The 26,023-nt window shown below is 64.9% G+C and carries 24 protein-coding genes, 1 tRNA gene and 1 pseudogene; 17 read left to right on the top strand and 9 right to left on the bottom strand.

Translation table 11 applies throughout. The annotated features are described in order from the left end of the window. Nucleotides 1-18 precede the first annotated feature (18 nt). From AC0KVN_RS15260 to AC0KVN_RS15240, 5 genes and pseudogenes are all read left to right on the top strand, one after another. Nucleotides 19-711 (top strand): DUF6250 domain-containing protein, encoded by a 693-nt coding sequence (locus AC0KVN_RS15260; RefSeq protein ID WP_435567188.1) that lies wholly within the window; start codon nt 19-21, stop codon nt 709-711. Nucleotides 712-733: 22 nt separating this feature from the next. After that, nucleotides 734-2,170, top strand: a pseudogene (locus AC0KVN_RS15255) (exo-rhamnogalacturonan lyase family protein); the annotation flags it as partial. A 3-nt stretch (nt 2,171-2,173) separates the two neighbouring features. Further along, the gene (locus tag AC0KVN_RS15250; RefSeq protein WP_483656206.1) at nt 2,174-3,442 is read left to right on the top strand and encodes an exo-rhamnogalacturonan lyase family protein; all 1,269 of its coding nucleotides are present in this window, start codon (nt 2,174-2,176) and stop codon (nt 3,440-3,442) included. Between the two features lie 14 nt (nt 3,443-3,456). Continuing rightward, nucleotides 3,457-4,779 (top strand): oligogalacturonate lyase family protein, encoded by a 1,323-nt coding sequence (locus AC0KVN_RS15245; protein ID WP_287429568.1) that lies wholly within the window; start codon nt 3,457-3,459, stop codon nt 4,777-4,779. A gap of 70 nt (nt 4,780-4,849) precedes the next feature. Then, a complete protein-coding gene (locus AC0KVN_RS15240; protein WP_435567187.1) occupies nt 4,850-5,401 on the top strand; it encodes a lysozyme inhibitor LprI family protein in 552 nt (183 codons plus the stop codon). Nucleotides 5,402-5,404: 3 nt separating this feature from the next. Here AC0KVN_RS15240 and AC0KVN_RS15235 read toward each other — a convergent pair whose 3' ends face one another. Next, nucleotides 5,405-5,971, bottom strand: coding sequence for an XRE family transcriptional regulator (locus tag AC0KVN_RS15235; protein WP_435567186.1), 567 nt, complete (start codon nt 5,969-5,971; stop codon nt 5,405-5,407). Nucleotides 5,972-6,104: 133 nt separating this feature from the next. Between AC0KVN_RS15235 and AC0KVN_RS15230 the strand changes: the two genes are divergently transcribed. Beyond that, nucleotides 6,105-6,776 (top strand): murein L,D-transpeptidase catalytic domain family protein, encoded by a 672-nt coding sequence (locus AC0KVN_RS15230; RefSeq protein WP_037515921.1) that lies wholly within the window; start codon nt 6,105-6,107, stop codon nt 6,774-6,776. Nucleotides 6,777-7,149: 373 nt separating this feature from the next. Here AC0KVN_RS15230 and AC0KVN_RS15225 read toward each other — a convergent pair whose 3' ends face one another. Then, nucleotides 7,150-7,482: a hypothetical protein gene (locus tag AC0KVN_RS15225; protein ID WP_435567185.1), complete on the bottom strand. Its 333-nt coding sequence runs from the start codon at nt 7,480-7,482 to the stop codon at nt 7,150-7,152. 60 nt (nt 7,483-7,542) lie between these two features. Here AC0KVN_RS15225 and AC0KVN_RS15220 point away from each other — a divergent pair, with 60 nt between their 5' ends. Continuing rightward, nucleotides 7,543-7,746: a ParB N-terminal domain-containing protein gene (locus tag AC0KVN_RS15220; protein WP_435567184.1), complete on the top strand. Its 204-nt coding sequence runs from the start codon at nt 7,543-7,545 to the stop codon at nt 7,744-7,746. 15 nt (nt 7,747-7,761) lie between these two features. After that, on the top strand, nt 7,762-8,436 hold the full coding sequence (locus AC0KVN_RS15215; protein WP_435567183.1) for a hypothetical protein: 675 nt from the start codon (nt 7,762-7,764) through the stop codon (nt 8,434-8,436). Between the two features lie 5 nt (nt 8,437-8,441). On the opposite strand, the gene AC0KVN_RS15210 is transcribed toward AC0KVN_RS15215, so the two are convergent. Next, nucleotides 8,442-9,116, bottom strand: coding sequence for a hypothetical protein (locus AC0KVN_RS15210; protein ID WP_017499381.1), 675 nt, complete (start codon nt 9,114-9,116; stop codon nt 8,442-8,444). Between the two features lie 192 nt (nt 9,117-9,308). Next, nucleotides 9,309-9,506: a hypothetical protein gene (locus AC0KVN_RS15205; RefSeq protein ID WP_037506240.1), complete on the bottom strand. Its 198-nt coding sequence runs from the start codon at nt 9,504-9,506 to the stop codon at nt 9,309-9,311. A 295-nt stretch (nt 9,507-9,801) separates the two neighbouring features. On the opposite strand from AC0KVN_RS15205, the gene AC0KVN_RS15200 reads away from it, so the two are divergent. Together AC0KVN_RS15200 and AC0KVN_RS15195 are read left to right on the top strand one after the other, a co-directional pair. Then, nucleotides 9,802-10,338 carry a DUF4136 domain-containing protein gene (locus AC0KVN_RS15200; RefSeq protein WP_037515925.1) on the top strand — a complete coding sequence of 179 codons (537 nt, stop codon included), beginning with the start codon at nt 9,802-9,804 and terminating at the stop codon, nt 10,336-10,338. Nucleotides 10,339-10,351: 13 nt separating this feature from the next. Next, entirely contained in the window at nt 10,352-10,984 is a 633-nt protein-coding gene (locus AC0KVN_RS15195; RefSeq protein WP_483656198.1) for a YidH family protein, read from the top strand. 39 nt (nt 10,985-11,023) lie between these two features. Here the strand turns inward: AC0KVN_RS15195 and AC0KVN_RS15190 are convergent, their stop codons facing one another. Further along, nucleotides 11,024-11,653, bottom strand: coding sequence for a DNA-3-methyladenine glycosylase family protein (locus AC0KVN_RS15190; protein ID WP_435567182.1), 630 nt, complete (start codon nt 11,651-11,653; stop codon nt 11,024-11,026). 76 nt (nt 11,654-11,729) lie between these two features. Here AC0KVN_RS15190 and AC0KVN_RS15185 point away from each other — a divergent pair, with 76 nt between their 5' ends. Beyond that, a complete protein-coding gene (locus AC0KVN_RS15185; RefSeq protein WP_004210272.1) occupies nt 11,730-12,047 on the top strand; it encodes a 2Fe-2S iron-sulfur cluster-binding protein in 318 nt (105 codons plus the stop codon). A gap of 9 nt (nt 12,048-12,056) precedes the next feature. On the opposite strand, the gene AC0KVN_RS15180 is transcribed toward AC0KVN_RS15185, so the two are convergent. Both AC0KVN_RS15180 and rlmB read right to left on the bottom strand, forming a co-directional pair. Beyond that, nucleotides 12,057-12,824 carry a hypothetical protein gene (locus tag AC0KVN_RS15180; RefSeq protein WP_435567181.1) on the bottom strand — a complete coding sequence of 256 codons (768 nt, stop codon included), beginning with the start codon at nt 12,822-12,824 and terminating at the stop codon, nt 12,057-12,059. An 80-nt stretch (nt 12,825-12,904) separates the two neighbouring features. Further along, nucleotides 12,905-13,645, bottom strand: coding sequence for a 23S rRNA (guanosine(2251)-2'-O)-methyltransferase RlmB (gene rlmB, locus AC0KVN_RS15175; protein ID WP_004210274.1), 741 nt, complete (start codon nt 13,643-13,645; stop codon nt 12,905-12,907). Nucleotides 13,646-13,748: 103 nt separating this feature from the next. Here rlmB and AC0KVN_RS15170 point away from each other — a divergent pair. The 4 genes from AC0KVN_RS15170 (at nt 13,749) to katG (ending at nt 19,096) form a co-directional block, all read left to right on the top strand. Further along, nucleotides 13,749-13,834, top strand: a tRNA-Tyr gene (locus AC0KVN_RS15170). 85 nt (nt 13,835-13,919) lie between these two features. Further along, nucleotides 13,920-14,240 (top strand): DMT family transporter, encoded by a 321-nt coding sequence (locus AC0KVN_RS15165; protein WP_004210275.1) that lies wholly within the window; start codon nt 13,920-13,922, stop codon nt 14,238-14,240. A 174-nt stretch (nt 14,241-14,414) separates the two neighbouring features. Then, nucleotides 14,415-16,700: a glycoside hydrolase family 3 N-terminal domain-containing protein gene (locus tag AC0KVN_RS15160; RefSeq protein WP_435567180.1), complete on the top strand. Its 2,286-nt coding sequence runs from the start codon at nt 14,415-14,417 to the stop codon at nt 16,698-16,700. Between the two features lie 131 nt (nt 16,701-16,831). Then, nucleotides 16,832-19,096 (top strand): catalase/peroxidase HPI, encoded by a 2,265-nt coding sequence (katG, locus tag AC0KVN_RS15155; RefSeq protein WP_435567179.1) that lies wholly within the window; start codon nt 16,832-16,834, stop codon nt 19,094-19,096. A 104-nt stretch (nt 19,097-19,200) separates the two neighbouring features. Here katG and AC0KVN_RS15150 read toward each other — a convergent pair whose 3' ends face one another. Together AC0KVN_RS15150 and AC0KVN_RS15145 are read right to left on the bottom strand one after the other, a co-directional pair. After that, nucleotides 19,201-20,142: an STM4504/CBY_0614 family protein gene (locus tag AC0KVN_RS15150; RefSeq protein WP_435567178.1), complete on the bottom strand. Its 942-nt coding sequence runs from the start codon at nt 20,140-20,142 to the stop codon at nt 19,201-19,203. 128 nt (nt 20,143-20,270) lie between these two features. Then, the gene (locus AC0KVN_RS15145; RefSeq protein WP_435567177.1) at nt 20,271-22,421 is read right to left on the bottom strand and encodes a TonB-dependent siderophore receptor; all 2,151 of its coding nucleotides are present in this window, start codon (nt 22,419-22,421) and stop codon (nt 20,271-20,273) included. A 657-nt stretch (nt 22,422-23,078) separates the two neighbouring features. Here AC0KVN_RS15145 and AC0KVN_RS15140 point away from each other — a divergent pair. Next, nucleotides 23,079-23,954, top strand: a complete 876-nt coding sequence (locus AC0KVN_RS15140; protein ID WP_026109112.1) for an OmpA family protein — start codon at nt 23,079-23,081, stop codon at nt 23,952-23,954. 199 nt (nt 23,955-24,153) lie between these two features. Beyond that, nucleotides 24,154-26,022 carry an ABC-F family ATP-binding cassette domain-containing protein gene (locus tag AC0KVN_RS15135; RefSeq protein ID WP_214863336.1) on the top strand — a complete coding sequence of 623 codons (1,869 nt, stop codon included), beginning with the start codon at nt 24,154-24,156 and terminating at the stop codon, nt 26,020-26,022. The last annotated feature ends 1 nt before the right edge of the window (nt 26,023 follow it).

The following is a 26,023-nucleotide window of genomic DNA, read 5'->3' as shown; positions in this document are numbered from 1 at the left end:
CAAGCGGGACAGGTCGCCATGTTCTCTCGCCGCACCCTCCTTGCATCGCTGGCCCTGGCGCCGATCGCCGGCCCCTTGAACGCTACGGCGCGGGGGCCGCTCTGGCGCGACGATTTCCGCCATGGCCTCAAACAATGGCAGCTAGAGGCGGTGGGCGGCGCGCGCGTGACCGCGCAGGACGGGCTGCTCGACATCGTCGCGCCCAAGGGGCTAACGCTCTGGTTCCGCCAGGCGCTCAAGGGCCCGATCGCGATCCGCTACGACGTGCGCGCCGTGTCGGACGGCGGCCCTTATGACGAGGTCAGCGACGTCAACGCCTTCTGGATGGCACGCGACCCGGCGGCGCCCGGCGGATCGGCGCTCGGCCGCACCCGCAGCGGCACGTTCGAGGAGTATGACAGCCTCCAGACCTATTATGTCGGCATTGGCGGCAACCGGAACAGCACCACGCGGATGCGCCGCTATGTCGGCGAACCGGGCCATCGCCCGCTGCTGCCGGAACATGACCGCACCGACAAGGCGGCGATGCTGGTGCCCAATCAATGGTTTTCGATCGGCCTGATCGCCAACGGATCTCATATCGTGGTGGAGCGGGACGGGGCGACACTGTTCACGCTCGACGATCCCGATCCCTATCGCAGCGGCCATTTCGGCCTGCGCACGACGCAGAGCCATCTTCAGGTCCGCAATTTCACCATCACCAAGATCTGAACAACATAAAAGGGAGAGCAAAATGGATATCAGGGCGGGGATCAGCCGGCGTGACAGCCTGAAGGCCGGATTGATGGCGAGCGCGACCGCGCTGCTGCCGGGCGCGGCGCAGGCGGCGACTGGTGCGCGTGGCGGCGCCATGCCAGAAACCCCGGTGCGCTGGATCGACGATGCCGCCCCGCCGCTCTCGCTTGGCCAGACCTTCGGCGTGCCATGGCCGCGCGGCGTGCTGCGCGCAGGCAAGCCGCTGTCGGTGCAGGGCGCCGATGGCACCGCTTTGCCCTCGCAGCACTGGACGCTGGCGACCTGGCCCGACGGTTCGATCAAATGGACCGCCCATGCGCTGCCCGCCGGCAGTGGCCAGCCCGGCGCGCTGAAGGTGGTGCCGGGCAAGCCGGCCGCGCCGCAGGCGCCGGTGCTGGTGCGCGAACTCGCCGACCGAATCGAGATTCAGGTCGGTGCGCTGCGCTGGAGCATCGGCCGCTCGGGTACTGCGATCATCCAGTCGGCGCAGCAGGGCGGTCGCACCGTCGTCGGCCCCCTGACGCTGGTCGCCAGCGTCGACAGCGCGCCCGAAGGCGGCACCCGCACGCCCTTCACCGGCCGCATCACCAGCGCCACCGTCGAGCAGAAGGGGCCGGTCCGCGCCGTGGTCAAGCTGACCGGTGTGCATGAAGGGCAGGGACGGCAGATATTGCCCTTCACCCTGCGCCTCTATGCCCATGCCGGCGGCGATCATCTGCGCATCGTCCACAGCTTCATCTTCGATGGCGATCCGGCGAAGGATTTCATCAGCGGCATCGGCCTCACCGCTGCGGTGCCGATGGCGGGCGCCGCGCATGACCGTCATGTCCGCCTCGCCACCGCCGATGATGGCCTGTTCAGCGAAGCGGTGCGGCCGCTCACCGGCCTGCGCCGCGATCCGGGCAAGGCGGTGCGCGCCGCGCAGATCGCCGGCAAGGCGGTGCCGATGGACGCGATGGCGCCGGGCGTCGCCAAGCTGCTCGATCGCATCCCGACCTGGGGCGATTTCGACCTGACCCAATTGTCCGCCGACGGTTTCGCCATCGCCAAGCGCACGCAGGACGGCCATGCCTGGGTCGATTCCGTCGCTGGCAGCCGGTCGCAGGGCCTGGGCTATATCGGCTCGCCCCAGGGCGGCGCGGCGATCGCCACCCGCTATTTCTGGCAGCGCCACCCGTCCCAGATCAGCATTCGCGACGCCGAAAGCGACACTGCGACGCTGACCGCCTGGCTCTGGTCGCCCGATGCCAAGCCGATGGACATGCGCTCCTATCGCGGTGTCCTGGGGATGGAGGGTTATGACGCCCAAAATGAAGGGCTCGACATCACCTATGAGGATTATGAGCCCGGCTGGGATGCCGCGACCGGCGTTGCTCGTACCAGCGAGCTGACCCTCTGGGCCTGCGCCGCCACCCCTTCGGCCGATGCGCTGGCCGCGATGGCGCAGGCGAACGCCGTGCCGCCGCAGCTGATGGTGACGCCCGATCGCATCCATGAAGCCGGCGTGTTCGGCATCTGGAGCCTGCCCGACCGCTCGACGCCCATGAAGGCGCGGATCGAGGACCAGAACAGCAACCTCGTCGACTTCTATGTCGGTGAGGTCGATCGCCGCCGCTGGTATGGTTTCTGGAACCATGGCGACATCATGCACACCTATGATTTCGACCGGCATGTCTGGCGCTACGACATTGGCGGCTTCGCCTGGGACAATAGCGAGCTGTCGCCCGACCTGTGGTTCTGGACCAGCGTGCTGCGCACCGGCAATGCCGCCGCCTTCCGTTTTGCCGAGGCGCTGACCCGCCATACCGGCGAGGTCGACGTCTATCATCTCGGCCGTTTCAAGGGGCTGGGCACGCGCCATGGCGTCCAGCACTGGAGCGACAGCAGCAAGCAGCCGCGCGTCAGCAACGCCATGTATCGCCGCATCTTCTATTATCTGACCGCCGACGAGCGCGCCGGCGACCTGATGCGCGATCTGGTCACGTCCGACCTGTCGCTGGAGCATGTCGAGATCGGCCGCAAGGTGCCGGGCGCGAAGCGCAATCCGCTGCCGGCCGGCGTCATTGACCTCAGCTTCGGCACCATGTGGTGTTCGGTTGCCTCGGCCTGGCTCACCGAATGGGAGCGGACTGGTGACAAGAAGTGGCGCGAGCGACTGCTGAACGGCATGGATAGCATCGGTCGCCTGAAATATGGCTGGCTCGCGGGCAGCGCCCCCTATGATCTCAAGACCGGGCGCTTCATGGGCGCGGGGGACAAGATTTCCATCTCGCACCTCAATGCCGTGTTTGGCGCGCTGGAGGTGAATGCCGAGCTTCTGGAGCTGCTCGAGGTGCCGCGCTATCGCACTGCCTGGCTCGATTATTGCCGCTGGTTCAACGCCTCGCCGCAGGAATGGAAGGCGAAGTTCGACCAGCCCTTCGGCCGCCGCAACCTCAAGGAAGGCCATTCGCGCCTGACCGCCTATGTCGCGCGCGAAACCGGCGACAGGGAATTGGCGGTCCGGGCCTGGAAGGAATTTCTCGGCGGCGACGCGGGCCTGGGCCTGTCAAACGGCGATCCGCGCGTGGCGCTGAAGGGACCGGCCTATGTCCGCCCGATCGTCGAATGGCCCGACGTCTCCACCAATGCGGCGTCGCAATGGGGCCTTGCCGCGATCGAGAATCTGGCGCTCATTCCCGACGCGCTCGCTGACGCTGCCAAATGATGAAGGGCCATAAGATGAAGACGATGATGATGGGCCTGATGGCGGCGCTGACGGTGAGCGCGGCGACCCCGGCGCTGGCCAAGCCCGTGGCCGAATGGGTCGACCAGACCACCGGCCACCGCGTGCTGCGGCTGACCGACACGCCGGGCAGCGCCAGCCTCTATTTCCATCAGAACAGCTATACGCCGCAGGGCGACAAGATGGTGATCTCCACGCCTGACGGCATTTCGGTGCTGACGCTGGCCGACTGGAGCATCAGGCCGCTGGTCAAGGGCAAGGATATCCAGTTGCTCTTCACCGGGCGCAAGACGCGCACCGCCTATTATGCCAGCCACAGGCGCGATGATGGCGCCGGCGCGACGACCCTTTATGCCGCCGACATCGACAGCGGCAAGGTCCGCAAGATCGCGACCGTCGATCGCGGCTCGATCGGCTCGATCAATGCGGACGAGACCTTGCTGCTCGGCCAGTGGGCGGCAAGCGACAAGCCGCTCCAGCCCGACGGCACCCAGAAGCGCGCCGCGCCGGAGATCAAGCAGCAGTTCGGTCAGGCCAATTATGCCGCCAACGGCCCGGACGGAAAGCCGCTCAGCTTTGCCGAGGCGAAAGAAGTGCGCCTTAACGAGCGGTTGGAAGCGCGCATCCCGATGGAGATCTTCACCATCGACATCCGCACCGGGGAGCGCAAGGTGGTGGTCGCCTCGACCGACTGGCTCAACCATATCCAGTTCTCGCCGACCGACCCCAAGCTCATCATGTATTGCCATGAAGGCCCCTGGCACAAGGTCGACCGGATCTGGACGATCCGCACCGACGGCAGCGGCCAGCAACTGGTCCACAAGCGCAGCATGAACATGGAAATCGCCGGCCACGAGTTCTTCTCGCCCGACGGCAAGTGGATCTGGTATGATCTGCAGACCCCGCGTGGCGAGGTGTTCTGGCTCGCAGGCTATGAGCTGGCGACCGGGCATCGCCAATGGTTCAAGGTCGACCGCAACCAATGGTCGGTCCATTATAATCAGGCGCCCGACTTGAAGCATTTCTCCGGCGACGGCGGCGACAGCGAAATGGTCGCCCATGCGCCCGACGGCAAATATCTCTATCTCTTCACGCCTCAGGCCATTCCCGACGTCGCCGGCATCCATGCCGACAATGCCGCCGACCTGATCGCGCCGGGCACTTTCGGCGTCGAGAAGATCGTCGACATGCGCAAGCATGACTATCGGCTGGAGCCCAACATCACCTTCACGCCCGACGGCAAATGGATGATCTTCCGCTCCAACATGGACGGCGCGCCGCAAATCTACGCGGCGGAGATTGCCAAGACGGCGGGCTGACGACGGGCGATTGCCGGGCGGGGCGTCGCTGGCCTATGGTCGGCACGCCCCGCGTGAAAAGGCTGACGTCATGATGCGTGCCCGGCTCTGCTCCCTGCTATTGTTCCTGACGCCGGTCGCGGCCGATGCCGTGCCGCCGCCAACCCCGGCCGATCTTGCCGGCTGTGAAGGATCGGCCTTCGTCGTGGACAGGCTGGTCTGCGCCGACCCGGCGCTCAAGGCGGCCGATGCCCGCGTCCGGGTGCCCAGCGCGGATCAGGCCCGGCTACTGGATGCCGCATCCGATTATGTTGAGCGGCAGGACGCCTGGTTCCAGCGCCGCAACCGCTGCGCCTTCGCCGATGATCAGCCCGACTGCCTGCGCGACGCCTATGCCGAACGGACGGCCGTGCTGGCGGCGCTGGTCCATGATGCTGCGCCGGATCAATCGGGCCAGTGCGGCAAGATGGCGGTGCGGATCGGCACGCTGGAGGGTGCTACCATCATCCGCGATGACAGCCGGCTGGTCGCGGTGGCGCTGCCCAAACCCCGATCGTCCTGGCGCCCTTTCGTGACGGCGGAACCGCGCGGCAAGGGATGGCGCCTGCGCTGGCTGGACGGCGCGCATATCGACTGCCGCTAGGGATCATTCCTCGTCCTCGCTGTGCATGATGTCGGCGCGGGTGATGGTGCCGCCCTGGCTGTGGACCACGGCCAGCCGCTTGCGCCCCTTGTCGCGGAAGCTGATCTCGCCGCTGTCGATCGCGGGATCGGCGATCATGATGAGGGCGTCGAACACGCCGCGCGCCTCGCGCAATTCGCTCAGGATCGTCAGCAGTTCGTGGGATGTGATGCGGGTGCCGCCTTCGCTGTCGGGCATCTGCTTCTCGATGATCCGGTGCAGCGCCTCGACGATCGCCAGCGTCGGGTGCAGTCGCTCGACCGAGACCGGCGCGGCCAGCGGCACGGCGCGAACATCGGCCAGCGCCAGATAGGGGTCGATCGCGCCGGGGCCGAAAACCTGCTCAATATTGGCGAGGGTCACAGCGTCCAGGTTGCTCGCCTCGTTGCGGGCATTCTTGACCGTGCCGGCCGAACAGCCGATCCGCTCCGCCAGCTGGCTGTCGGACAGGCCATGGGCCTTCTGGATGCGCCGCACGATGGTGGCGACCGCTTCCCGATAGATGCCGTTCGATAGCCGCGTTCCGGCCATGTCCCGCTTCTCCCGCTTCGACGTGCCCCGCCCGACAAAAATGCCGGGCCGGACGGATGTGCGCAAGACTTTGTGCGCGGCGCCCGATTCCGGCAAAGACCTTGGCGGGGCCTGCACCCTAGTTGCACAATCCATGAACCCCGATCGTCGCCGTTTTCTCCTTTCCGCTTCCGTTCTGGTCGCGGGCGCTGTTGGCACCGCGCGTGCCTCCGCGCCGGGGCCGATGCGCGCGCTGAAACCCATGTTGCCGGCCCAGCCGATCGCGCCGGTCACCACGCCGACCCCGCCGGCGCTGGTGAAGCCCGCTTTGTTCGCGCAGGCCCGCGCGGCGCTGGAACGGCATCCGCAGATCGTCAACCGGCACCGCATGGCGCTGGTCGATTTTGCCGCACCCTCGTCGGAGCCGCGGCTGCACATCGTCAATCTGCTGGATGGCACCACCACCTCCTATCTGGTGGCGCATGGCAGCGGATCGGACCCGGATCACAGCGGCTGGCTGGAGCGTTTTTCCAATGCGCCCGGTTCCAACGCCTCCTGTTCGGGCGCATTCCTGACGGCCGATCCCTATGTCGGGAAACATGGCCCGTCGCAGCGCTTGCAGGGGCTGGATCCGACCAATGACAATGCGATGAGCCGGGCGATCGTGCTGCATGGTGCCTGGTATGCCGAACCCACGCTGGCCGGTGCGCGCGGCAAGTTGGGGCGCAGCCAGGGCTGTTTCGCGGTCGGCGACAGCGTCCGGTCGCAGGTCATGGCCCAGTTGGGCCGGGGCAGCCTGATCTACGCGGCCAAGCTGGTCGTCTGAATTCTGCCATAAGCGCGTCGCCCCAATCGGCGCGCGGGTCCGTGCCGCCGCTTAACCCCTTTCGCGGTGGGCACCATGGCCGTCCGGGAGCGGTGCTTGCATCGCTCCCGGACTTTATTTCTCGGTATTTTCCCTGAGCCCTATCCACGGCTTTGCCGAATGCGCCGCGCCAGCATTGCTGTAGCATGCGGCCGTTTGCGACTCCGCTTTCCGGCGTCGCAGGAACAGGGGAAATGAGGATGACGCGTTTTTCGACATTGTTGTCGGTGACCGCCTTGCTGGCGGCTGCCCTTCCGATCTCGCCGGCCCATGCGGCGCCGCCGCGCGATGTCGATGATCTGGGCGGCGCGCGAGGCTCTTCGGGGGAAATGCGCTACAGTCGCGCGGCTATCGCATCGCCAAGCAGAATGGCCTCACCAACTATTGGTGGAACAGCGCGAAGGACCAGTGCATCCGCGTCGTCACCTATAATGGCCGCTATGATGCGATCGACAGCGCGTCGGACGGCGATTGCGGTCATGGCGGCGGCAATACGGCCGCAGCGGCCGTAGCCGGCGTTGCGGCGATCGGCCTGATCGCGGCGCTCGCCAGCCACAAGAAGAGCCATGGCGACAGTTCGGCTCAGCATGACAGCGAATATGAGCGCGGCTATCATGACGGCCTGTATGGCGGTGACTATGATCGCAACGACAGCGAAGCCTATCATTCGGGCTTTTCGGCGGGCAATGCGGAGCGGAGCAATCGCCTTGCCGCCAACAGCCAGATCGTGCGGGGCGCGCCGGCAGCGGCGCAGCGGGCCTGTGCCCGGCGCGGCGACGAGTTCCAGAACGTGCCGGCGGGCAGTTCCGTGCCGGTCAGCGTCTATCCGCAAGGTGGGGATCGCTACGAGATCATCATCGCGTCCGGCCATTATCGCTCGCGCTGCACCGTGACGGGCAACGGCAATGTGATGTCGATGGACCCCTATTGAACGAAAGGATGCATCATGAGGAATGCCATGATCGCGACCGTCGCGCTGTCGGCACTGGCCATGCCGGCCATTGCCCAGGCCCCGGTGCGCAGCGAGCGGGTGCAATTCGCCAAAGGGACCGCGTCCAAGGTCATCAAGGCGTCGCTCAAGGGCTATGACATGGTCGATTATCTGGTCGGCGCGCGGGCCGGCCAGACCATGAATGTCCGGCTTCAGACCAGCAACGCCTCCAGCTATTTCAACGTGATCGCGCCCGGTGCCGGGGATAGCGCCATGTTCGTCGGTTCGACCGCCGGCAACAGCTTTTCCGGCCGCCTGCCGGCCAATGGCGATTATCGCATTCGCGTCTATCTGATGCGCAATGCCGCCCGCCGCAACGAAGTCGCCAATTATACGCTGACCGTCAGCGTGCAGGCGCTGGCGGCGACCGCGGCGCAGGTGATGCCGGCGGCGACCGGCCCGGCGCTGACGCCGGGCAACATGCCCGCTTATTGCCGGGGGGAAGTGTCCGGCCAATATGGCACGCGCCCGACCTATGTGAAGACCGGTGCAATCGCCAAGGCGCCTGGTGGCTTCTTCATTGACGGCACGGTCGACAAGGGCAGCGAGGGGATCAAGCGCTTCCGTTGCCGCTTCGATGCGCAACGTCGCTTCGTCGACGTCATGGCGATGACGCCGGACGGCGAATAGCCGGGTCAGCCGCCCAGGATCAGGAAGCTCGCCCCGCTGTTGATCAGCGAGGCGAGCAGCCAGGTGCCGAAGGTCGAGCGGAAGGAGGCCCAGCTTGATTTCCGGGTGCGACTGCGCAGCCAGATCGTCTCGATTCGCAGATACCAGCTGACCGTCAGCAGCATGATGACCAGCGCGGCGATCGCCCAGCCGACATCGCCCAGGCGCGCCAGGATCGACGCGATGCCCAGCACCAGCGCGGCCGGTCCGGCAATATAGCATTGGGCGTAGAAGGGGCGGCGCAGCGTGTCGCGGTTGAGCGCCATGCCCTGCGCCTTCAGTCGCCGCACCGCGAACATCAGCGGATAGATGGCGAAGAGGAAGGCGCGCAGCACCAGCAGGTTCATTTCCGACGCAGTGATTTCCTTGCCGATCCCGGTGGTCGCGACCTCCGGCATCTTCTGGTGCGACGCCACCTCGATCAGGTGCGACAGCAATATGGTCAGCATCAGGAACAGGGGCGGGCTCAGCATGTCGGTGAATTGCTGGTCCGGCGCATCCTCCAGTTCCTTGTCGGAATAGCGCAGCATCTGGATCGGGTGGCGGATCGTCCGCCACAAGGTGCGGGGATAGAAGACCAGCCAGCTCATCGCCTCATAGAGAAATTCTTCCAGCGACTGGAACAGGCGTAGGAAATCCATCGATACTCCCGATCATGAGGAAGGCTGGCATCCCGCCGCAGGGGCCGGATCGTGCAGGTGAGCCGGGCAGGCGTCGAAACCGTCACGGCCCAATGTTTCCCGGTTCAGTTGGGAAGGTTCAGCGCAGACCGATTGAGCGTGAATCCGTCAGCCTGTTCAACGCAGGCCCGTCCGGCTCGGATGATGGCCGCGCTAGCGGTTGCTGGCGAGTTGCTGCCCGGCGCGCACCGCCGGCTTGTCCGCGGTCAGATCGTCAAGCCAGGGCAGGGCCGGTGGCGCCAGCCTGACGGTGGGGGTTGCATCCTGCGGCGTGCCCATGCTGCTAGCCGTGGCCAGTGCCACACAAATGCCGGCGCCCGCTGCGACCATTGCAGGCCAGTCTCTTACCATCGCACACAGCTCCCTCTGCTGGGCTGCGATCGGCAGGAAAAGTTTCGCGATTGGCGCCGCGACTCACCCGTCCGAACGCTGGAATAGGGGGATGATCGCGCATTCGCGGGCATCGCGCCATAGCGGATTTTCCGGGGGGCGGGGCGATCGTCCCGCTTTGGTCCGACCGCGGCTTTCGGGCGCCGCGTCACGCCATTGGCTAGGGATATCCGGGGCGCTCCCTAGGGGAGAATCCCGATGGCTGGCCGGGCGTCCGCTTGGCTATGCCCAGGGATATTCAAAGGGAGGTCGCGATATGATCAGGCGCATATTCGTCACGGGTCTGCTGCTGGCGCTGGCAGGCTGTGCCACCACGCCACGGGTCAATTATGATGCCGATCCTGCGGCCAATTTCGCCAGCTATCGCAGCTATAGCTGGGCGTCGATCAATGTGCCGCAGGGCATGAACCCATTGCTGTTCCAGCGGGTGAAGGCGTCGATCGACACCGCCCTCGCGGCGCGCGGCTATAGCCAGGCTGAACCCGGCGAATTTGCTATCGGCTTTACCCTGGGCGCCCGCGACCGGGTGGAGGTGACCGATTTTGGTCCCTACGCCACCTATTATCGTCCCTGGGGCGGGTGGGCCGGCTGGGGTGGCTATCGCAATGTCGATGTGCGCAACGTGACCGATGGCACGCTGACGGTCGATATCTATGACACCGGGACGAAACAGCCGGTCTGGCATGGCACGGCCACGCAGGAGGTCAGCCGCAAGAGCCCCGACCAGGCGACAATCGACAAGGCGGTGACCGCCGTGCTCGCCAATTTCCCGCCGCCGATCAAGCCGAACTGACAGGAGGGGGCATATGGCCGAATCGCAGGAACCCAGGGGCGTGCCCATCCGCCCGATCCGCAATGTGGGCGAGCCCGTGCCGCCCATTCCGTCGGTCGACATGAGCGATGCCGAAGGGGCATCGACCGCCTATTCGCATTTCCGCACCGGCCTGTCGCGCCATCGCACTGGCCTGTCGGAACATCGCACCGACCTGTCCGAATATCGCACCGACCTGTCCGGGCATCGCACCGAAATGTCGATGCGCCGGACCGGCATGTCTTTCCAGCGCACCCGGATGAGCGCGGACCGGACTTTGATGTCGGAAATGCGCACGGCGCTGTCGCTGATCGGCTTTGGCTTCACCATCAACCAGGCATTCCAGAAGATGCAGGACGCGGGCAGCATCCAGAATGTCAACGCGCCGCGCAATTTCGGCGTGGCGCTGCTGGTGTTCGGCATCGTGCTGCTGGCCGGCGGGATCGTGCGCCATGTCCAGTTCGCGACCGAATTGCGGGATCGGCGCAAGATCATGACGGAGGATGGGCTGATTCACTCCGACAGCCGCTTCCCGATCTCGGTGACGCTGGTGATTGCGCTGTGTCTGTTGGCGCTGGCGCTGGCGGCGGTGCTGGGCATCGTCTTCAACATCGCCCTGCTGGGCTGAAGCGCGGGCAGGCGGGCGGGGTCTGTGCCCCGCCGCGTCTCAGCTTTGCAGCATGTCCTGCCCGCTATTATAATGGTGCCAGGCCATGATCGCGGCGGCGCCGCGATGCGGCCGCCATGCTTCGGCAAGGTCGCGGGTCAGCTTCTCGCTCGGCCGCTCGCCAAGGCCCAATATCCGCCCGACCGCGATCTGCACCGCCAGGTCGCCGGCCGGCCAGATGTCGGGGCGGCCTTCGGCGAACAGCAGATAGATTTCCGCCGACCAGCGGCCGATCCCCTTGATCTGCACCAGTTGCGCGATCGCGACTTCATCTTCGGCGGGGAGGGCATGCAGGTCCAGCGTGCCGTCCACGACCAGTTCGGCCAGGCTGCGGGCATAGCCCTGCTTCTGCCGCGACAGGCCACAGGCGCGCAACGCATCGAAATCGCGCGCCAGCAGCGCTTCGGGTGTGCAGCCCACGCCCAGCTCCGCCTCCAGCTTGCGCCAGACCGCCGCGGCGGAGGCGACGCTGACCTGCTGGCCGACGATGGTGCGCAGCAGCGTCTCATAGCCCGGCTCGCGCACGCGCGGCACCGGATAGCCGACGCTGGCGATCGCCGCGCCGAATGCCGGCTCCGCCGCAGCGATGAAGTCCAGGCTGACGCGCAATTCTTCCGCCGTGCTTACCATGTCCGCCCGTCCAGCCCTTGATTTCGCCGTCGCTGTCGGTCAGAGCGGCGGGGATAAGTCCAAAAGGAATGGGTAGATGCCGAAGCTGATCGTGGTCAACCGTGATGGTGCCGAACAGACTGTTGAGGGGGACAAGGGTCTCTCGGTGATGGAAGTCATTCGCGACCATGGCTTTGACGAACTGCTCGCGCTATGCGGCGGCTGCTGCTCCTGCGCGACCTGCCATGTCTATGTCGACCCGGCCTTTGCCGACGCCCTGCCGGCGATGAGCGAGGACGAGAATGACCTGCTCGACAGCAGCGATCATCGCAATGAGACCAGCCGCCTGTCCTGTCAGGTCGTGCTGAGCGATGCGCTTGACGGCCTGCGCGTCACCATCGCGCCGGAAGACTGATCCCTTATTTCAGGGCCTGACCCGCAACGTCGCGGCCGGCGCATCGCCGGTCAGCGGCGTGATGGTCCATATGATGCGCTTGCCCTCCGGCACGGTGGTGGAGCCATCTTCCTGATTCTGGCTGACGATCTCCGCATCGGTGGTCAGCGTGAACGTGCCGTTCAGCGCCTTGGCGGCGGCGTCGCCCGATCCGCCACCCATGCCGGCCGGCCCCTGGCTCTTGTCGAAACCGTTGGAAAAGCCCGGTGCCTTCACCCGCACCCGGTCCGCCCCGCGCATCTCGACCGCGACGAAGGGCAGGACAATCTGCGCGTCGATGTTGAAGGGGAAGAGGAAGGCATGGTCCAGCCTTCCGCTGATCGCATAGTCGATCGCGAATTTGTGATCGCCCAGATACTGGACCGACCGGAACCCCTTTTCCTTGGTGAGCGCGCTCGCCATCGCCTGCATCTGCGTATCGTCGCCGCTGGCCTTGTCGAACTCGGGCTCGGCGGGCGGCACAGGCGTCTTGCTCTGGCTCTGCGCCACCTTCTGCAGCACGGCCTCCTCGCCCTCGGGCGGCGCGACGCCTTCCAGCGGATCCTCCTCCGCATCGCTGTTCAGGCCGCCCAGCGCCTTGTCCATGTCCGACGCCAATATCTCGCCCTTATAGGCAAAGGCGAAGCTGCGGTCGGCGCGGATGTCGAGGGTGGAGGTGAAATTGCCGGGAGTCACCAGGCATCCGGGCAGCATCAGCAGCGCCGCCAGCGCGCCCGCCGCGCGGGACAATAGGACCATGGCGAACCCCCGTTCGTCTGCGCGACGATGTGGGCAGGGCGCCCTACCCACATCGCCGCAAGATGGTGCCCGGCGGCCGCTTACCGGCTGGTGGCGGCGTAGAGGGCGATCGCTGCCGCATTGGAGACGTTCAGGCTCTCCATGCGCGGGCTGATCGGCAGCTTAGCGATAATGTCGCAATGCGCCATGGTGTTGTGGCGCAGCCCTTCGCCCTCGGCGCCTAGCACCAGCGCGACGCGCGATTCGCCGATCGCGTCGGCCAGCACGGTGTCGCAATCGCCGTCCAGGCCGATGCGCCAGTAACCGGCTTCGGCAATCTCTTCGAGCGCGCGGGCCAGGTTCACCACCCGCACCCAGGGCACGGTTTCCAGCGCGCCCGACGCGGCGCGGGCCAGCACGCCCGATTCGGGCGGCGCATGCCGGTCCTGCGTGACGATGCACAGCGCGTCGAAGGCCGCGGCCGACCGCAGGATCGCGCCGACATTATGCGGATCGGTCACCTGGTCGAGCACCAGGATCGGGCGCTGGTCGTCCCGCCCCTGTTCCAGCACGTCGCCCAGCCAGACATCGTCCAGCGGCTCGACTTCGGCGACAATGCCCTGATGCGGCGCATCCGACGGCACCATGCGGCCCATGTCGGCGACGTCGGAATAGACGATCGGCAGCACAGGCGGCAGGTCGAGCGCGCCGATCGCTTCGCGCGTGCCCCATATCTTGCGCACGACGCGGTTCGGATTGGCGAGCGCAGCCGTGATGGCGTGGCGTCCGTAGAAGCGGGGGAAGGCGCCTTTCGGCTTGCCGGTACGATGTCCTCTTTTCATGTTTTCGCTCTTTTCACATCACCCCATTGACAGGCAAGCCTCCATTCGCCATTGAGCCGCCTCCAGCGCGGCGGGACAGCAAATTTCCACCGCGTAGGGCACTGGACAGGTGGCCGAGTGGTTAAAGGCAGCAGACTGTAAATCTGCCCGGGTTTCCGTACGCTGGTTCGAATCCAGCCCTGTCCACCACTGCCCTCATCGGCGCGCCGCCTCTTTCGGGTTTCCGGTCCGCGCGCCGCTCCAGCCGAGCCCGTTACCGCAAGAGGAACGCCGCTTGGCCTGGGTCATTCTCGGCATCGCCGTATTCACCGAAATCATCTGGGCATTGAGCCTGAAATGGGCCGCCACTATTGGCAGCTGGCAGGCATCGGCCGTGCCGATCGGCCTCAGCTTCCTCAACATGGGCCTTTTGGCGCTGGCGATGCGGGATCTGCCGGCGGGCACCGCCTATGCGATCTGGACGGGCCTGGGCGCCGTGGGCGTCATCATCGGCGGCATGATTCTCTATGGCGATCGAGTCAACATGGCCCAGATCGGCTTCATGGCGATGATCGTGATCGGCGTGGTCGGCACCAAATTGTCGGCGCAGGCCTGATATCCGACCCTGATCGTCGCCGCTGATTCGCGCGACATGATTCGGCGCATGGCCTGATCGCGGGATCGGGGCGTCGCGCCGCAGGCTTATTGCCGCAGCGCAACAAAATCGGCGGAAGTCCGTTTGTCTTCGGACAAGCCCCGTTCATTCTTCCCCGGTTACGCTCTCTCCCGCATGACTCTTGATCGCCGCGACCTCCTGATCCGCACCCTGGGCGGTGTCCTCGCCCTTGGCATTCCCCGCCGCGCGCTGGCGCAGGCCGACGTCGCCCGCGTCGATGACCTCATCGCGAAGATGACGCTGGAGGAAAAGGCCGGGCAAATGACCTGCCTTGCCGACAGCTTCCGTCCCTTCAACCCACCCAACCCGGCGGCCGGTATCCAGGACGAGAAGCGCCTGGCCGACGAGATCCGCAAGGGCCGGGTCGGCTGCCTGTTCAACGGAATCGGCGTTGCCGACGGGCGCCGCGCGCAGGAGATGGCGGTCAAGAACAGCCGCCTGGGTATCCCACTGCTGCTGGCGGGCGACGTGATTCACGGCCTCAAGACCATCTTTCCCGTGCCGCTGGGGGAGGCTTCCTGCTTCGATCCCATGCTGGTGGAAAAGACGGCGCGGGTCATGGCGGTGGAGGCGACGGCGGCGGGCCTGCACCTCACCTTCGCGCCGATGGTCGATGTCGCGCGCGACCAGCGCTGGGGCCGGGTGGTTGAAGGCGCGGGCGAGGATGTCTATCTGACCGGCCTGTTGTCGGCGGCGCGCATTCGCGGCTTTCAGGGGCGCGACCTGCGCCGCGACGATTCGCTGCTCGCCTGTCCCAAGCATTTCGCTGCCTATGGCGCGGTCGCGGCGGGCCTCGAATATGGCAGCGTCGACATTAGTGACGAGACGCTGCGCGAAACCCATTTGCCGCCCTTCGGCAAGGCCTTTGCCGCCGGCGCGCTCACCACCATGGCCGCCTTCAACGAGATTAACGGCGTGCCCGCCACCGCCGACCGCGAATTGCTGACCGACATATTGCGCGGCGAGATGCAGTTTCGCGGCTTCGTCTTCTCCGATTACACCGCCGACGAGGAACTGGTCGCCCATGGCTTTGCCGAGGATGAGCGCGACGCCGCCCGCCTCGCGGTGCTGGCCGGGGTCGACATGTCGATGCAGAGCGGCCTTTATATCCGCCACATCCCCGATCTGGTGAAGAGCGGCGCGGTGCCGATGGCAACGGTCGACGTCGCCGTGCGCCGCATTCTTTATGTGAAGACCGCGATGGGGCTGTTCGACAACCCTTATCGCTCGCTCGACGAAGAGGTTGAAAAGGCGCGCATCGGCACGCCCGCTCATCATGCCTTGGCGCGCGAGGCGGCGGCGCGATCGGTCGTGCTGCTCAAGAATGATGGGGTGCTGCCGCTCGATCCCACCGCCGGGCAAAGGATCGCGCTGATCGGCCCGTTCGGCGAGGACAAGGTCAATCTCTACGGCCCTTGGGCCTTTTACGGCGATCCCGACAAGGGCGTCGACATCGCCACCGGCCTGCGCGCGGCGATGCCCGATCCCGCGAAACTGACGGTCGAACTGGGCTGCGCAGTCAACGGCCCGATCAAGGACGGGATCGCCCGTGCCGTCGCGGCGGCGAAGGCGGCCGATGTGGTGATCCTGGCGGTCGGCGAATCCCAGGCGATGTCGGGCGAGGCGCAATCGCGCACGATGATCGAGCTGCCGTCCTCGCAACAGGCGCTGGCCGATGCGATCGCCGCCACCGGCAAGCCGGTCATCGTGCTGCTGCGCCATGGCCGCGCGCTGGCCCTGCATGACGGTGTCGCCAATGCCCAGGCCTTGCTGGCGACCTGGTTCCTGGGGTCGCAAACCGGCCATGCGCTGGCCGACATCCTCTTCGGCAAGATCGATCCCTCGGCCAAGCTGCCGGTCAGCTTCCCTTGGGAAAGCGGGCAGGAGCCTTTCTTCTACGATCGCAAGTCGACCGGCCGGCCGACCGTGGACAATGGCAGCACCGAATATAAGGCGCGCTACGCCACCACCGACAACAGCGCGCGCTTCCCCTTCGGCCATGGCCTCAGCTACACGGATTTCGCCCTCAGCGACCTGAAGCTCTCCGACACCGCGCTGCGCTGGGACGGCGCAGTCGAGATCACCGCGCGCCTCACCAACAAGGGCAAGCGCAAGGGCAGCGAAGTGGTGCAGCTCTATATCCGCGACCGCGTCGCCAGCCGCACCCGCCCGATCCGCGAACTGAAGCGCATCCAGCGCGTCACCCTGTCGCCCGGCGATTCCACCCAGGTCCGCTTCACCTTGTCGCGCACCGACCTCGAATTTGTCGGCGCCGGCAACCGCCGCATCGCCGAACCGGGCCTGTTCGACCTGTGGGTCGGCCAATCCTCGACCGGCGGCCTGCACGGCCAGTTCACCCTCTATGCGGCGGCGCCGGCCTCTCCGCCCGCCAAAGGCTGAACTCTCCGATCCACCCTCTCTCATAGGAAAATCCGATCACTGTGACGGAATCGATTCGTTTCGATCCGCCGCCGCACAGGACTACCCCTTTTCGCGCCTTGAACAGGCAGAACAGGACAGGGGAGAGAAACATGTCCACGACCCGCATTTCCACATTCGCTTTGGCGTGCGCGCTGCTCGCCAGCCCGGCGCTCGCCGCCGATCCCAAGCCCAAGCCGGCGCCGCAGGCTGACACCGTGACCGAGGCGCCCAAGCCGCCCGTCGCCGAAAAGCCCGGCGGCATGACCAACAAGGACTGGTGGCCCAACCGCCTCGACCTCACCGCGCTGCGCCAGCATGAGGCGACCCGCGCCAATCCCTATGGCGCCGACTATGATTATGTGAAGGAATTCAACAGCCTAGACTTGGAAGCGGTCAAGGCCGACATCCGCAAGGTGCTGACCACGTCGCAGCCCTGGTGGCCGGCCGACTATGGCCATTATGGCCCCTTCTTCATCCGCATGGCCTGGCACAGCGCCGGCACCTATCGCGTCGGTGACGGCCGCGGCGGATCGGACGGCGGCGAACAGCGGTTCGATCCGCTCAACAGTTGGCCCGACAATGTCAGCCTCGACAAGGCCCGCCGCTTGGTCTGGCCGATCAAGCAGAAATATGGCCGGAAGCTCAGCTGGGGCGACCTGATGGTCCTCAGCGGCAATGTCGCGCTGGAGGATATGGGCTTCAAGACCGTGGGCTTTGCCGGTGGCCGCATCGACGCCTGGCAGCCGGACGTCGTCTATTGGGGCCCGGAAACCAAGATGATGGGGACCGAGCGCTCCAATCCCGACGGTTCGCTCAAGCGCTCGCTTGCCGCGACCACCATGGGCCTCATCTATGTGAACCCCGAAGGCCCCGGCGCCAATCATGATCCCAAGGGCGCCGCCGCCGACATCCGCCGCGCCTTCGGCAATATGGCAATGGATGACGAGGAAACGCTGGCGCTGATCGCGGGTGGCCACACCTTCGGCAAGGCGCATGGCGCCAAGAAGCCCGAGGAATGCCTGGGCGCGGAACCCGCCGCCGCCGGCATCGAGGATCAGGGCTTCGGCTGGAAGAACAAGTGCGGCAAGGGCAATGCCGAGGATACGCTGACCTCGGGCCTGGAAGGCGCCTGGTCCGCCACGCCGACCCAGTTCACCACCCAATATATCGACAATCTGCTGAACTTCGACTGGGTCAAGACCAAGAGCCCGGCCGGCGCAACCCAGTGGATCCCGACCGATCCCGCCACCGCGCAGATGGTCCCCGACGCGCATGTGAAGGACAAGCGGCACGCGCCGATCATGTTCACCACCGACATCGCGCTCAAGGAAGATCCCGGTTTCCGCAAGGTGCTGGAAAGCTGGCAGAAGGATCCCGAGCTGTTCAGCAAGGCCTTCGCCCGCGCCTGGTTCAAGCTGACCCATCGCGATCTCGGCCCGCAGGCCCGCTATCTCGGCAAGGACATCCCGTCCGAAACCTATAGCTGGCAGGATCCGCTGCCCAAGGCGAGCTTCGCCCCCGTTAGCGCCGCCGATCAGGCGAAGCTCAAGGCCGCCGTGCTGGCGTCGGGCCTGACCGGGCCGGAACTGGTGCGCACCGCCTGGGCCTCGGCCGCGACCTTCCGCAGCACCGACATGCGCGGTGGCGCCAATGGCGCGCGCCTGCGGCTCGACCCGCAGCGGGGCTGGGCGGTCAATGACCCGGCCGAGCTGAACAAGGTGCTGACGAAGCTGACCGCGATCCAGAAGGATTTCGCGAAGTCTGGCAATCAGGTGTCGTTGGCCGACCTCATCGTCCTGTCCGGCAATGCGGCCGTCGAGCAGGCCGCGCAGAAGGGTGGCTACAGCATCACCGTGCCGTTCACGCCCGGCCGCGTCGACGCCGCGCAGGCGCAGACCGATGTCGCCTCCTTCGCCTATCTGGAGCCCAAGGCGGACGGCTTCCGCAACTGGTATGGCCCCAGGGCGGAGGTCAGCCCGGCCGACGCGCTGGTGGACAAGGCCGATGCGCTCGACCTCACCGTGCCGGAAATGACCGTGCTGGTCGGCGGCATGCGGGCGCTCGGCGCCAATAGCGGCGGATCGAAGAATGGCGTGCTGACCACCCGTCCGGGCACGCTCAGCAACGATTTCTTCGTCAACCTGCTGACGATGGACACGGTGTGGAGCAAGTCGGCGACGCCGGGCCTCTATGACGGCAAGGACCGGGCCAGCGGCGCGGCGAAGTGGACGGCGACCCCGGTCGACCTGATCTTCGGCTCCAATTCCGAACTGCGTGCCGTGGCCGAAGTTTATGCCGAGGACGACGCGAAGGAGAAGTTCGTCACCGACTTCGCCGCCGCCTGGACCAAGGTCATGAACGCGGACCGCTTCTGAAAATAAGCAACCCGGCGGCGCAGGGCGTCGCCGGGTTCCTTGTAACCCGATTGGTCGAGGCGGGGTGATTTTAAAAAAGAAAACGCCGCATTATCGTGTCTTGATCATTGCGGATTTTTAGCTGCTTCGGTGATGAAAACGATCTTGCTTGCCGCAAGATGAAGTGCGTAGGCGGCAATGTAGGCAGGGACGTCTTTTGGTGTTGCACCTTGGCCATGAGACGCATCGTTGTCTCTGATTTTTGGCAATCCACTCTGTAATGTGGCGAGTAATTGATCGAAGCTGTTATCGAGATAGTCTGGCCATAGATTGTTTGTACGGGCCACTCTGACGAGGTCTGAGATTCGGGCGCCTTTGTTGTACGACCATCCCCTTTTTTCAAAGATTGCCTTAAAGGTGCTCTCTAGCGCATTTGCAGCCATGCTAACTGCCTGGCGATGCTCGCCAGCACGATAATGTCGATGAGCGACAAGGAACTCCTGTCTCGGCCCTTCGAAACCGCTTTCCGAAAGTAAAGCCAGAGCGGGCTTGACGACTTCTGCATGCACGAATTGGCTGTCTACGCGTATGAGGCGATTGTCTTCAATCTGATAGCCGACGGCTGCTTGTCGAAGCCGATAGTTCAACTCATCAATTGAATCGTCACCAGACGCAGAGACGCTCCACTGTTGGCGTTGGTAAGCTCGCTGTGGTTCCGCCACGATTCGAATGCCTGTTGCAATCAGTTCCAGAAGATCGAGCCAATCAGCCGTCGAACAATTGCGCATGAAAGTAAGGAGGCGTTCGCCAGCGAATGAACCGTGGGCTACTCGGTCCAGTCCCTTTTCTCGAAGGAATATTCGTTCAATCTGGACCCACCAGTCATTTTCCACGTCGGGCCGGATCATTCGGTCGCCTGAAGCGCCTACAAGACCGATACCCTCAATCGCGATCTGATGCACTTGGACGCGAAGGTTGGAAGGAATGTCGTCATACTGATAGACATCAGTTTGACTGGATAAAGCTGCGTTCGCTTGACGTTTGGAAAATAACTCGAAAATTGACATGGGAGCCCCTATTCTAAGGGGTAATATAAATATCTCGAGGCAATATTCCAAATCAAACTGGCGCTTCTCCAGTTCGCACCCCCCAAACCAAAAAGGGCGCCCTGGTCTCCCACGGCGCCCTTCTTTTATCAGAACTTGTAGTTCGCGCTGATCGTGAAGTTGCGCGGGGCGCCGTAGCGATACTGGCTGAACGAACCGGCCTGGCTGTAATATTTCTTGTCGAACAGATTTTCGACATTGGCCTGGAGTTGCAGCTGCTCGGTCACGGCATAGCGCGCCATCAGGCTGACCAAAGTATAGCCGTCCTGCTGGAAGCGGAAGGGCACGGCCGGCGTGGTGCCGGGGATGGTGCCGTCCGAATAGGCCTTGCTGCGATAATTGACGCCGCCACCGATGGTCAGGCCGGTCAGCGCGCCCGGCAGGTCATAGGTGGTGAAGATCTTGAGCAGCTTGCGCGGCTGCGCGGTGTTCACGTCATTGCCGTCCGGATCCTCGATCTTGAACTGGCTGTAGCTGGCATTGACGTTCCAGCCCGGCAGCGGCTGGCCGGTGGCTTCCAGTTCGAAGCCCTTGCTGGTGACACCCTCGACCGCGCGATAGGGCTGGAAGGTCTGGCCGTTCAGGATGATTTCCGGGCCGTCCATCTCGCCGACATTATCCTGCTCGATACGGAACAGCGCGATCGAGGTCTGCAGCGCGTCGCCAAAGAAGCTGCTCTTGAGGCCGATTTCATAGGCGGCGCCGTTCAGCGGATCGAGCAGGCGCTGTTCGCGGTCATAGCGGTTCTGCGGCTGGAAGATCTTGGTATAGCTGGCATAGACGCGATGGTTCGACGTGATGTCGTACAATGCGCCGACATAGGGGATGAACACATTGTCGTCGCCATAGTCGCTCGGCCCGCTCCAGGCGAAGCCGCGCTGGTTCCAGCTGGCGATACGGCCGCCCAGGATGACCTTGAACGGATCGGCCACGTTCAGGCGGAACGCGCCATAATAGCCGGTCTGCTCGATCCGTTCCTGTTCGTTGCGCACCGCGTCGGTGCCCCAGACCGGCTCGGGATAGGGCACGCCTTCCTGGCCGAGCACCGGCACGTCCGTCAGCCAGGGCGAGGGCGCCACATAATTGTCGGTGTGCCGCTTCAGCACGCTGTGCAGCGCGCCCAGCACGATCTCATGATCGCGGCCGAACAGCGCCACCTGGCCCTTCAGCTGGGCGTCGATGCTGTTCTGGATGCTTTCGCCCTTGGACTTGTAGGGGTTGGTGCCGTCCATCGTGCCGGTCGCCTTGTCGACGCCGCCATAGAGATAGAGAAGCTGCGTATCGCCGGTGGTCTTGAGCCGGTTGTAATTGGCGGTCAGGTTCCAGCGATCGCCAAATTCCTGGCGCACCGTGGCATAGATATTCTGGTTGGTGGTGTTCCAGTAGGTCCAGTCCGCCGCCGTGGTCTGCGACCGGGGCAGGTCGGTCAGCGTGCCGTCGGTGTAGAAGGTGGGCAGCGCCCCCCAGGTCGCGCCCTTGGGCTTGCTGTCCTGGTGGCTCATGCCGACGCGGACCAGCGTGCTATCGGTGACGTCGGCCTCGACCACGCCATAGAGGACCCATTTCTTGCGGTCCTGGATGTCGATGAAATAGTCGCCCTTTTCATAGCGACCGACCAGCCGGGCGCGGATGCGGCCATCGGCGGTCAGCGCGCCGCCAATGTCGGCCGACAGGCGCCAGGTGTTCCAGCTGCCGATGCTGGCATTGACATAGCCGGTCAGGTCGGTGGCATCGGCATGCTTGCGCACCAGGTTGACCGACGCGGACGGATCGCCCGCGCCCGACAGCAGGCCGGTCGCGCCGCGCACGACCTCGATCCGTTCATAGATGGAGACGTCGATGCTGGTCTCGCCATTGCCACCGGCCAGCGTCCAGGCGGCGGGCACGCCATCGACCTGGGTGTTGCGGATTTCGAAGCCGCGCGCGAAGAAGCTGTTGCGCACATCGTCGACTTCGTTGGCGGATACGCCCACCGCATTGGTGATGACATCCTTCACGCTGATCAGATTCTGGTCGAGGATGCGCTGCGCGGTCATGATGCTGACCGACTGCGGCGTTTCCTGCACCGTCAGGCCAAGGCCGGTCGCGGTGTCGATCTTGTCGGGCAGGGTATAGGTGCCGGTGACGACGATCTGGTCGTCGCGATTCTCATCGGCCGGTGCGGCGCTGGTCTGGGCGGCGGCGGGAAGGGCGACGACGCACAGTGCGACGCCGGCAAGCCAGTGATATTTGGACAGCATGAAGACCCCTGTTTTCTGGTAGGAAATTGGGCGTCGTCCTAAGCGGTATTGCGAGGCGATCGCAACAATAATGCGAATGCGTCGCAATGCTATTTTGCGCAAAATATGCGAATATTTCCCTCTGTGGCCATATTGCCACAGCCAGTGCCGTTGACTGGGGGGTGATGCGCGTTGCGGCTGCGGCCGGTCGAGGCGTCCCTCGGCCTGCCTCTGCACACCCACACAAACCGGATCGTCAAATAATGTTTCAAGTCAATGTTATGAAAGCGCAAAAATAGAAATTCGGAATTTGTTCCACGCGGAAGCTGATTTTTGTTTCACAACAACAGGGTGCTTCTTTGCAAAGTGTGTTTGCAATCTATAGATGTCCTGACTCAAGTGGATCGCGTTAACAATTTCCGTCTTCGCCTTCGTTTCGTCGCAACATCCGCTCATCTGGCCTGCGCAACACGGCCGGAACACGGGCTGTTCATGCAGCAGAAAGCCGGACACGAACAGGCAATGGGTCTGGCGCATCCCACGGCGCCAAGACGTCAAAATTTATGAAGGTCAGAAGAAGGGGGTTCTGACGGCCGGAAACGCCACCAGGCGGCCGCCGTCGGACGACAAGCTGCAATGCTGCAGGCCCGACCGATCGAGAAGTGAAGGAGCAGCGTGATGCCTATCATGTCCAAAAACCAAAAATATCTTGTGATGCTTGCCCTGCTGGCCGGGGCCGCCCCGGCCGCCGTCGTGGCGCAGGACCAGGCCCAGGACGCGCCGCCGGCCGATGTGTCGGCCAGCGTCGCCATGCCGGCTGCCGAACTGACGGAGGGGCCCGAGATCAAGGGCATCATCTCCGCGCGCAGCGGCGACCGGATGCAGGTGACCGCCGCCGACGGCAGCAAGAGCGTCATCACCATCAATGACGATACCAAGATCAGCGCCAGCAAGGGGCTGTTCGGCCTTGGCCGCGACCATCTGGCCGCGACGTCGCTGCTGAACGGTCTGCCGGTGACGGTGAAGACCCTGCAGGCCGGCGAAGGGCTGCTTGCCAGCAAGATCGCCCTGCAGAACAAGGATCTCAAGACCGCGTCGATGATCAACAACGGCACGGCCCAGCGGTTCGATGAACAGACCGCCGCGACCGAGGCGCTGCGTGGCCGCATGGGTGAGATCGACCAGTATAATGTGAAGGGCACGACCAACGTCAATTTCGACACCGGCAAGGCGGTACTGTCGGATCAGGCGAAGAATGACCTCTGCGCCGCAGCGACCTCGGCCAATGGCATGAGCAACGCGCTGCTGCTGGTCGTGGGCTATACCGACTCCACCGGCGGCGAGGAGCTGAATCAGGAACTCAGCGAAAAGCGTGCCTCGCGCGTGGTCAATTATCTGCAGCAGGCGTGCGGCTGGAAGCCCTATCGCATGCTGACCCCCACCGGCATGGCTGAGGCCGATCCGGTGGCCAGCAACGACACGATCGAGGGCAAGGCGCAGAATCGCCGCGTCGCGGTCAATATCCTTGTCAGCAAGGCCGTCGACGGCCTCTGACCCCTGCGGGGTGGGCCCTTGCCCACCCCAATTTTTTGCGCGTCGATCGCGTCACTTTGCAAAAATCTCCTATTGCAAAGTCCCGGCTGCGGACCGGCAGCGGCGCAAATGCGTCCTCTGCGACACTATATACTTTGCAGCTTTCGCAAGCGCGCCAAGCCGCTTCACCCCCCGCCGCAGCTCTGCTACAGGCGCGGCCATGCTTAACTTGAACGGTATCACCGTGCGCCTGGGCGGCCGCACCATCCTCGACCGCGCCGGCGCCGCACTGCCGCCGCGCAGCCGCGTCGGCCTCATCGGCCGCAACGGCGCGGGCAAGTCGACCCTGATGAAGGTGATGATCGGCCAGCTCGACCCGGACGAGGGCAGCTGCGACATGCCGCGCGACACGCGCCTCGGCTATATCGCGCAGGAAGCCCCCTCGGGCACCGCAACCCCGTTCGACACCGTGCTCGCCGCCGACAAGGAACGCGCCGCACTGATGGCGGAGGCGGAGCATACCGAGGATCCCGATCGGCTCGGCCATATCTATGAGCGGCTGACGACGATCGATGCCTATACCGCGCCCGCGCGCGCCGCCCGCATCCTCGTCGGCCTCGGTTTCGACGAGGAAATGCAGGGCCGTCCGCTCGACAGCTATTCGGGCGGCTGGAAGATGCGCGTTGCCTTGGCGGCGCTGCTCTTCTCCAACCCGGACCTGCTGCTGCTCGACGAACCGTCGAACCATCTCGATCTCGAAGCGACCTTGTGGCTGGAGAATTTCCTCAAGGCCTATCGCGGCACCGTGGTCATCATCAGCCATGAGCGCGACCTGCTCAACAATGTGGTCGACTATATCCTGCATCTCGAAGGCGGGAAGGTGACCCTCTATCCCGGCGGTTATGACGCGTTCGAGCGCCAGCGCGCCGAGCGCCTGGCCCAGCAGGAGGCGGCACGCGCCAAGCAGCAGGCCGAGCGCGAGAAATTGCAGGATTATGTCGCCCGCAACTCCGCCCGCGCCTCGACCGCCAAGCAGGCCCAGTCGCGCGCCAAGGCGCTGGCCAAGATGCAGCCCATTGCCGCCGCGATCGAAGACCCCAGCCTGCATTTCGGTTTCCCCAGCCCCGCCGAACTGCGCCCGCCGCTCATCACCATGGACATGGCCTCGGTCGGCTATGACGACACGCCGATCCTGCGCCGTGTCAATCTGCGCATCGATCCCGACGATCGTCTGGCGCTGCTCGGCCGCAACGGCAACGGCAAGACCACGCTGGCCCGCCTGATCGCGGCGCAGCTGGCGCCGATGGAAGGCGCCATCAACAGTTCGGCCAAGATGAATGTCGGCTACTTCACCCAATATCAGGTGGAGGAACTGGACGTCACCGACACGCCGCTGGAGCATATGACCCGCGTCATGAAGGGGGCGACGCCCGGTGCGGTGCGTGCCCAGCTTGGCCGCTTCGGTTTCTCGGGCGAGCGCGCGACGCAGAAGGTCGGCTCCATGTCGGGTGGCGAGCGCGCGCGTCTGGCGCTGGCGCTCATCACCCGCGATGCGCCGCACCTGCTGATCCTCGACGAACCGACCAACCATCTGGACGTCGACAGCCGCGAGGCGCTGGTGCAGGCGCTCAACGAATATTCGGGCGCCGTCGTCATCGTCAGCCACGATCGCCACATGATCGAACTGGTCGCCGACCGGCTGGTGCTGGTCGACAATGGCACCGCGCAGCCGTTCGACGGATCGCTTGATGATTATACCGACATCATCCTGCGCAAGGCGGACGGCAATCCGTCGGGCGGTGACGCGCCCAAGGTCGATCGCAAGGCGGACAAGAAGGCTGCCGCCGAATGGCGCGAGAAGCAGAAGACGCTCAAGAACGCCGTCAACAAGGCCGAGCGCGAGATGTCCACCCTGATCGCCGAGCGTAAGCGGATCGACGCCATACTGTCCGATCCCAAGAGCGCAACCGGGGCCGAGGCGAAGATGACCACCAGCGAACTGATGGTGAAGCGCGCCGCGGTGGAAAAGAAGCTGGAAGCGGCCGAGGAAGTCTGGATGGAGGCCGGCGCGGCGCTCGAGGCAGGCTGAT

It is taken from the genome of Sphingobium sp. SG1 (assembly GCF_057063145.1).
Note: the sequence above shows the minus strand (reverse complement) of the source record. Positions and strands in the feature narration are given on the sequence as shown.

What these genes read in the sequence shown, in the direction of transcription:
- AC0KVN_RS15205 (WP_037506240.1), bottom strand. Translation starts at nt 9,506, where the DNA reads ATGGTAAGAGACTGGCCTGCAATGGTCGCAGCGGGCGCCGGCATTTGT.
- AC0KVN_RS15200 (WP_037515925.1), top strand. Translation starts at nt 9,802, where the DNA reads ATGATCAGGCGCATATTCGTCACGGGTCTGCTGCTGGCGCTGGCAGGC.
- AC0KVN_RS15260 (WP_435567188.1), top strand. Translation starts at nt 19, where the DNA reads ATGTTCTCTCGCCGCACCCTCCTTGCATCGCTGGCCCTGGCGCCGATC.
- AC0KVN_RS15245 (WP_287429568.1), top strand. Translation starts at nt 3,457, where the DNA reads ATGAAGACGATGATGATGGGCCTGATGGCGGCGCTGACGGTGAGCGCG.
- katG (WP_435567179.1), top strand. Translation starts at nt 16,832, where the DNA reads ATGTCCACGACCCGCATTTCCACATTCGCTTTGGCGTGCGCGCTGCTC.
- rlmB (WP_004210274.1), bottom strand. Translation starts at nt 13,645, where the DNA reads ATGAAAAGAGGACATCGTACCGGCAAGCCGAAAGGCGCCTTCCCCCGC.
- AC0KVN_RS15235 (WP_435567186.1), bottom strand. Translation starts at nt 5,971, where the DNA reads ATGGCCGGAACGCGGCTATCGAACGGCATCTATCGGGAAGCGGTCGCC.
- AC0KVN_RS15145 (WP_435567177.1), bottom strand. Translation starts at nt 22,421, where the DNA reads ATGCTGTCCAAATATCACTGGCTTGCCGGCGTCGCACTGTGCGTCGTC.
- AC0KVN_RS15240 (WP_435567187.1), top strand. Translation starts at nt 4,850, where the DNA reads ATGATGCGTGCCCGGCTCTGCTCCCTGCTATTGTTCCTGACGCCGGTC.
- AC0KVN_RS15215 (WP_435567183.1), top strand. Translation starts at nt 7,762, where the DNA reads ATGAGGAATGCCATGATCGCGACCGTCGCGCTGTCGGCACTGGCCATG.
- AC0KVN_RS15195 (WP_483656198.1), top strand. Translation starts at nt 10,352, where the DNA reads ATGGCCGAATCGCAGGAACCCAGGGGCGTGCCCATCCGCCCGATCCGC.
- AC0KVN_RS15140 (WP_026109112.1), top strand. Translation starts at nt 23,079, where the DNA reads ATGCCTATCATGTCCAAAAACCAAAAATATCTTGTGATGCTTGCCCTG.
- AC0KVN_RS15190 (WP_435567182.1), bottom strand. Translation starts at nt 11,653, where the DNA reads ATGGTAAGCACGGCGGAAGAATTGCGCGTCAGCCTGGACTTCATCGCT.
- AC0KVN_RS15250 (WP_483656206.1), top strand. Translation starts at nt 2,174, where the DNA reads ATGGCGCAGGCGAACGCCGTGCCGCCGCAGCTGATGGTGACGCCCGAT.
- AC0KVN_RS15225 (WP_435567185.1), bottom strand. Translation starts at nt 7,482, where the DNA reads ATGATAGGCTTCGCTGTCGTTGCGATCATAGTCACCGCCATACAGGCC.
- AC0KVN_RS15230 (WP_037515921.1), top strand. Translation starts at nt 6,105, where the DNA reads ATGAACCCCGATCGTCGCCGTTTTCTCCTTTCCGCTTCCGTTCTGGTC.
- AC0KVN_RS15185 (WP_004210272.1), top strand. Translation starts at nt 11,730, where the DNA reads ATGCCGAAGCTGATCGTGGTCAACCGTGATGGTGCCGAACAGACTGTT.
- AC0KVN_RS15135 (WP_214863336.1), top strand. Translation starts at nt 24,154, where the DNA reads ATGCTTAACTTGAACGGTATCACCGTGCGCCTGGGCGGCCGCACCATC.
- AC0KVN_RS15150 (WP_435567178.1), bottom strand. Translation starts at nt 20,142, where the DNA reads ATGTCAATTTTCGAGTTATTTTCCAAACGTCAAGCGAACGCAGCTTTA.
- AC0KVN_RS15160 (WP_435567180.1), top strand. Translation starts at nt 14,415, where the DNA reads ATGACTCTTGATCGCCGCGACCTCCTGATCCGCACCCTGGGCGGTGTC.
- AC0KVN_RS15180 (WP_435567181.1), bottom strand. Translation starts at nt 12,824, where the DNA reads ATGGTCCTATTGTCCCGCGCGGCGGGCGCGCTGGCGGCGCTGCTGATG.
- AC0KVN_RS15210 (WP_017499381.1), bottom strand. Translation starts at nt 9,116, where the DNA reads ATGGATTTCCTACGCCTGTTCCAGTCGCTGGAAGAATTTCTCTATGAG.